The sequence below is a fragment of the Bradyrhizobium niftali genome (assembly GCF_004571025.1).
Taxonomy (GTDB): Bacteria; Pseudomonadota; Alphaproteobacteria; order Rhizobiales; family Xanthobacteraceae; genus Bradyrhizobium; species Bradyrhizobium niftali.
In genome coordinates, this window is sequence record NZ_SPQT01000095.1 from 1 (window position 1) to 6,583 (window position 6,583).

5 protein-coding genes and 2 pseudogenes are annotated in these 6,583 nt (G+C 57.0%); 3 read left to right on the forward strand and 4 right to left on the reverse strand.

Annotated features, from left to right (window positions below):
* Positions 1-95 precede the first annotated feature (95 nt).
* The 4 genes and pseudogenes from E4K65_RS46405 to E4K65_RS46420 all read right to left on the reverse strand — a co-directional run bounded on the left by E4K65_RS46405 (position 96) and on the right by E4K65_RS46420 (position 5,766).
* Positions 96-1,271: a M24 family metallopeptidase gene (locus E4K65_RS46405; protein WP_135179726.1), complete on the reverse strand. Its 1,176-nt coding sequence runs from the start codon at positions 1,269-1,271 to the stop codon at positions 96-98.
* A gap of 65 nt (positions 1,272-1,336) precedes the next feature.
* Positions 1,337-2,608: pseudogene (locus E4K65_RS46410) on the reverse strand (aldehyde dehydrogenase family protein); the annotation flags it as partial.
* Between the two features lie 742 nt (positions 2,609-3,350).
* A pseudogene (locus E4K65_RS50200) lies at positions 3,351-4,199 on the reverse strand (IS630 family transposase); the annotation flags it as partial.
* A gap of 139 nt (positions 4,200-4,338) precedes the next feature.
* Positions 4,339-5,766, reverse strand: coding sequence for an FAD-binding oxidoreductase (locus tag E4K65_RS46420; RefSeq protein ID WP_135179729.1), 1,428 nt, complete (start codon positions 5,764-5,766; stop codon positions 4,339-4,341).
* Here E4K65_RS46420 and E4K65_RS49385 point away from each other — a divergent pair.
* The 3 genes from E4K65_RS49385 to E4K65_RS46430 all read left to right on the forward strand — a co-directional run.
* Complete coding sequence (locus E4K65_RS49385; RefSeq protein ID WP_235886068.1) at positions 5,759-6,121, forward strand: hypothetical protein; 363 nt, start codon at positions 5,759-5,761, stop codon at positions 6,119-6,121. The genes E4K65_RS46420 and E4K65_RS49385 overlap by 8 nt on opposite strands.
* Positions 6,058-6,315 (forward strand): malic enzyme-like NAD(P)-binding protein, encoded by a 258-nt coding sequence (locus tag E4K65_RS49390; protein ID WP_235886067.1) that lies wholly within the window; start codon positions 6,058-6,060, stop codon positions 6,313-6,315. Before E4K65_RS49385 ends, E4K65_RS49390 begins: the two co-directional genes overlap by 64 nt.
* Positions 6,316-6,381: 66 nt before the next feature.
* On the forward strand, positions 6,382-6,583 hold a 202-nt coding region (locus tag E4K65_RS46430), incomplete at its 3' end, for a transposase (RefSeq protein ID WP_488226134.1).

The following is a 6,583-nucleotide window of genomic DNA, read 5'->3' on the forward strand; positions in this document are numbered from 1 at the left end:
TGGCTCAGAGAACACTTGTGCGTGCTACTCGGGCCGCTATGGCCTGACATTCCTCGTCAAGCCGCGCTCAATCCGGCTTCTTAACGGACGACAATTTACTTGATGAATAGCTGGCGCGGGATCTTCGTTAGGGCCTCATAACCAGTTTCAGTTACAACGAATGGCTGCGTGATCGTAATTCCCTCATTCTCAAGCCAAAGACCAGACATCATGTGGAAACACATGCCAGGCCGCAAAACGGTTTGGTCACCTTTCCGAAGGCTGACCGTCTTTTCACCAACTGCAGGCGGATATCCCAGACCAAGCGAATAACCCAAGCGAGAATCCTTCTCGTAACCATGTTTGGCGAGATTCCTGGCGAATGCGGCGTGAACCTGCTCGGCAGTCTTACCCGGGATCACAGCATCAAGACCAGCCTCCAACGATTCCACTACAACGTCCGCGAGCTTCTGATACTTCTGGCTAGGAGAACCAATGCAAATCGTACGCGCCAAATTGACTTGATAGCGGTGGCGATTCCCGAAAAGCTCCAGATTGACGACGGTTCTCTCTTCGAGGGGGTCATCGGACCAAGCTGCATGGGGAGCGATTGCTTTCTCGCCAACGCACAGATAAATTGGAGAACACGTATAGCTACCGCCGAACGCTGGTGTTCCAGCCATCATCTGATGGTAAACTGCTGCTGCGACGTCGCATTCCCGGACGCCAGGCGCTGCTATTTCAATAGCGCGGTACATCATCGCGTCTGCGATCTGACCAGCTTCGCGCATTAGTGCAATCTCAGCGGGGCTCTTCACCAGTCTAATCCAGTTTACTAAAAGATCGGCGTCTGTGAACGAAGCCCGCGGCAGAGCTTTCAATAAATCAGCATGAGCGCGGGCGGAATAATAATACCCTCCCATCTCGACGCCGATGCGGACACGTTCACCGCAAATTTCTTTGACAATCTCTGCAACAAAATCATAGGGGCTCAGCGCAGATTGAACGAAGACATCGGGAAATGGCCGAATGTTGTTCTTTGACAAATACGTTGTCATCGAAGCGGAAATTCCGTCCTGGCCTCGTCCGATCCATACAGGCTCATTGTGATTCAGAGCAACCACCACCATCTGCGGAACGTAGAAGGAATAAGCATCGTATCCAGTGAGATAGTTGGCGTTGGAAGGCTCGGACAACAGCAAGACGTCAAGAGAACGCGCTTTCATCTCCTTTTTCACAGCATCGAGACGATGCGTGAATTCAGATCGTTCAAAGCGAAGTTCCTGTTTCATTCGACCTACCTCTCTTACCATGTAGCGCAATGTGATTCAGTTTCGCTGCAATCCCTTTTGAAATGTTACTTCCGATTAATGCAAACTACCTTCGGTTGCGTCATCTCTTCGTACGCGAAACGGACTCCTTCCCTTCCCATGCTGCCAAACTTAAAACCGCCGAATGGCATTGCGTCGAAACGGTAGTCAGAAGAGTCGTTAATTATTACTCCGCCAGCATCAATCCGGCTCGCCGCGTCAAGTGCATCGGCTAGGTTGTTGGTAAATATGCCGGCGTGCAAGCTGTACTCGGGAGCGTTCGCCATCGCAATTGCTTGATCGAGTGTCTCAAATTGCGCGAGCATTACCACTGGAGCAAAAACTTCTTCTTGCCAGAGCCGGCATGTCACAGGCGTTCCCTCAAGCACTGTAGGCCAATAAAGAGATCCGTCTCGCTGATGGCCACATAGCAACCTCGCACCTGCCGCGATGGCTTCGTCGACCGCCGCTTCAGTTCGTTCCGCCGCCCGTTTCGATATCATCGGACCGACGTCTGTATCTTCATGTAACGGATCACCGACCTTGAGCTTACTGGTCGCTTTCACAAAAGCGCTGCGAAAGCGGTCATAGAGCCCTGCCTGCACAAGAATGCGTTGGGCGCCGATGCAATTTTGACCCGCAGCCCAGAAAGCACCGGACACGCAGCCTTCTACAGCTTGATCGAAGTCGCAATCGTTCATCACGATGACCGGCGCGTTGCCACCCAATTCCATCGCGAGCTTCTTGAGTCCTGCCACACGGCTAATTGCTTCGCCAGCAGCGAAGCCGCCGGTAAAGGAAACCATACGAACCTCGCGCGCAGAAACTAGGGCTGAATTGAGTTGGCGGTCGCCGATGACGGCGGTCACTACAGCTTCCGGGAGCCCAGCTTCGACAAGTGCATCGACGAGTTGAATTGCGGAAAGCGGAGTGAGTTTTGAGGGCTTCAGCAACGCGGCGTTACCGCCGGCAATCGCCGGGCCAAGCTTGTGAGCCACAAGATTAAGAGGATCATTATAGGGTGTGATAGCTGCGATTATCCCGAGTGGCTCTCGCGTGAACCAGCCTTGGCGCTTTTCCGAGCCCGCATATGCGTCAAAAGGCACGACCTCCCCCGCATTTCGCTTCGCCTCTTCTGCCGAAAGCTTCAGTGTATTGACGCAGCGGAGCACTTCCTTTCGCGCTTGTACAATCGTCTTTCCTGCCTCAAGCACGATAGTTTTTGCGAAGTCATCGCGACGACCTTCGACAATTCTGGCGGCCGTTTCAAGGATACTCGATCGTCGGTGCCTCGACAGATTTCGCGATAACTCGGCACCTAGTACCCTTTACAGCACGAAAGATGGCAGCGGTCATCTTGTAATTTCCCTTTTGCTTCTTGCACCGACGGCTGTCGAACCTGTCGGTATCCCAAGACAACGTTCTCCACGCCCTGAAATCGTCAGAACTGGTCGCTATGCATGGCGATGAAGCCCGCAGCTGTTCATATCTCGCGATCAAATCTTCTGGCAGCCTCGGATCTGTCTAGTCATCACGCACCGGCGTCGTAAGCGGATTGAGCGGTCGTGGCGCGCCACTGAGCTGTAGTCGCGCTGCGGTGAAGGCGCGATTCAACGAAAGATCTCACTTTGGCGCGGTTGTTGCCGTCGTGACCCATCCAAAGTTCTCCTCGGTCCGAAGAAAGAAGATTGTTAACCGGTCCCGTATTTTGTCACGCAGGTGAAGCTGAAAAGCTGCAATACCACCGCGCACCTCGCTGGAATCGTGCAAAACTTGCTCGCATCTTTTGCTTCTGAGCGTATAAGGGGGTCTTTGACGCTTTGCGTCAGACAAGGCTTCCCCGGCCATTTATTTGCGGCCTATCTTTTTCAGATTTCCGTCCAGCAGGTGGTGCGTTTTGACAAAAGAAGAGACTTCTGGCCTTGTACCGGCTGTGATCGTGTTAGCACCACAGTGGAAATCTAGTACCTCCACCAGCCTAAAGCATGCTTGCAGAACGGCGGCTCGTAAGCGTCGAGAAATCGGTCCAATGCCTGAGCGACGGCCTAAAGCCTGATGGCATTAGGTTCGATATCCCGAATATTTGAGGTTGGCGCATTCATCAGGGGGTGAAGGCATCAAGTGCCTGGCCGATTGCGGCGGAGACCGCATCGACGGTTCGCGCGGCAGCTGAGCAGGCGCTTAAGCTTGGCAAAGACCTGTTCGATCGGGCTCAGGTCGGGCGCGTGATTTTGGCAGGACGAAGAGCTTGGCGCTGACCGAACGGATAAGCTGACGTGCTCTGTTGGCTGCCGAGGTTGTCCAAGACGACGATATCGCCGGGCTGAAGGATGGGCAGGAGAACCTTCTCGACATAGGTCCGAAAGCTCACGCTATGGATCGGTCCTCGATGAACCATGGCGCATCGGTCCGGTCATGGCGCAGGGCGGCCAGGAAGGTCAAGGCCTTCCAGCAGCTGTGGGGAATCTTGGGCGGAAGTGCCCGCGCGGCGCCCATCCCCACGAGGGAGGCATGTCGGTCCCGGTCCAGGTCTCGCCGATGAAGACCAGCCGCTCAGCTTCGACGCAAGCTTGATACTTTGGTCCATTGGGCTCGCCGCCGCGCGACCTCGCGACCATCGCGTTCGCTAGCCGCCACGCTTTTTTGAAGCTGAGCTTTTCGGCATGAACGACATCCCACACCGAATGGTCATCAACCTTCAGCCCATGGCCTGCAAGTTCAGCCACAAGACCACGCAGCGCGAAATCGTCGCTCCTGACCCGCTGCAACAACCACTCCGCATGCTCACCCGAAATCGCTTTCGGCTTGTAACCCGCCCATCTGCCCCGGAGTAATAGCGCAGGCAGCACAAGCAGACTTGACACAACGACGGGCACGCGCACCGGAGCGGCCACGGCAGCTAACCCCGTTCTAGATTGAGAATTCCGACAGAATCTTGAGTGCGTGGTATCATCTGAATAGTGTAGCTACGCTCCAAGCGCGCGACGACGGGCTCCATGTTGGCGTCAGCTATCGCTGTGATCGCGAGCGGGGCAGCGGAGAGGTGGCTTCACAGTACTTTCCCGGGGTTCATGATACCGTGCGGATCGAGCATCGCCTTGATCGCACGCATCAGCTCGATCGCGGTCTTGTCCTTCACAGCGGGCAGCTCGTCGCGCTTGAGCACGCCGATGCCGTGCTCGGCCGAGATCGAACCGCTCATGCGCAGTACTATCTCGAACACCACCGCGTTCATCTCATGCCAGCGCGCCAGATAGTCCGCGGTGTTGGCGCCGATCGGCTGGCTGACATTGTAATGTAGATTGCCGTCGCCGAGATGGCCGAACGACACCGGCCGCGCGCCGGGGATCAGCTTTACCACTGCTTCATTGGCCTCTGCGATGAAGGCGGGCACGGTGGCGACGGGGACGGAGATGTCGTGCTTGATCGAGCCGCCCTCCGACTTCTGCGCTGACGACATCTCCTCGCGCAGTTTCCAGAAGCCATTGCGCTGGGAGAGGTTGGCCGCGATTACGGCGTCGTCGACGATTTCCTCTTCCATGGCGCGGCCAAGGATCGTCTCGAGCGGCGTGCGGGCACCGTCGCCGGGGGAGGACAATTCCATCAGCACGTAACAGGGATGCTTCTGCGCAAGCGGATCGCGCACGTCGATGCCGTGGCGGACCGAGAAGTCGACTGCCATCTCGGACAGCAGTTCGAAGCTCGTCAGCGCGTTCGCAGCCTCGCTTTGCGCGATCGTGAGCAGTTTCAAGGCCGCCGCCGGCGACTTCAGCCCAACGAACGCAGTCTCTATCGCCCGCGGCTTCGGAGACAGTTTCAGCGTCGCCGCGGTGATGATGCCGAGCGTGCCTTCGGCGCCGATGAAGAGGTTGTGCAGATTGTAGCCGGTGTTGTCCTTCTTCAGCTTCGACAGCACGTTGAGCACGCGCCCGTCGGCCAGCACCACCTCGAGCCCCAGCGCCATCTCGCGCGCGACGCCGTAGGCGAGCGCGGCGGTTCCGCCGGCATTGGTCGAGAGATTGCCGCCGATGGTGCAGCTTCCCTCGGCGCCGAGCGAGAGCGGAAACAGCCGGTCGACGTCCGCAGCCTTCTGCTGCGCGATCTGCAGCACCACGCCGGCCTCGCAGATCATGGTGTTGGACGCCGTGTCGACCTCGCGGATCTTGTCGAGCCGGCGCAGCGACACCACCACCTCGCCATTATGCGGCGTCTGGCCGCCGACGAGCCCGGTGTTGCCGCCCTGTGGCACCAGCGCGATTCTGTGCGCGGAGGCGAGCTTGCAGATCTCCGAGACTTCCGCTGTCGAGCCCGGGCGCAGCACCAGCGGCGAACGGCCGTGGAACAAATTGCGCTCCTCGGTGACGTAAGCCTCGATGTCGGTCGCATCGGTGATCGCGTGGCGCTCGCCGACGATCTTGCGGAATTGGTCGATCGGCTCGGGCGCAAGCGGAGGGGGGGCGGATTTATTGATGTTCATGGTTTCGTTTCTAAAGCCTGTTATGGAAGGAAAGGCTGTCTTATTTAAGCAGTTTGGACAGGTTGATTCCACTGATCTCGAAGTTGACGAGGCAGATCCCGAGCGGTTTGTCGAAATCGTCGCATCGCGGTCCCCGAGTTTTGGAGGAATCAACCTCGAGGATTCAAAGGCGCCGGATTGCTTTACGATTGAGCAAGCATTGTCCAGCCGTTTAGATATTCCCGTCTTTCACGATGACCAGCATGGAACCGGTATTGTAGTTGCCGCAGCTCTTAAAAACTGTGCCTTCAGATGCTCTTATTGCTCGGCGCCAAAAAGGAAAACATTTATGTTTCCGACAGCAAAGGTCTCGTAGTCGAAGACCGCTTAAGCTCGATTGATCCGTGGCGCGCGCAATTTGCGCAGAAAGCGGACGCCCGACATCTTAGCGACGTTATGAGCGACGCAGACGTTTATCTTGGGTTATCAGTTGCGGGCGCACTCACGCAAGATATGGTGCGCAAGATGGCGTCAAATCCATTTGTGCAGGCTCATCTAGCAGGCTGTTGAAAAAGGCGCTCGCCGCCGACCGGCGACCATGATTCATTGGCCTCCGATGCGATTCGGAGATGGTGCGTGCGCGGCGGCGACAATCGAACAGGAGAGCTGTTTAGCTACGTTGATCTGGAGGCGCGGGTGCGGCGTGATCATCCGCTGCGAGCGATCCGGACAATCGTGAACGAAGCGCTGGCGGTGCTGGAGCGCGAGTTTGCCGCGCTCTATTCGCCGATTGGGCGGCCGTCGATCCCACCGGAGAAGCTGCTGCGGGCGATGCTGT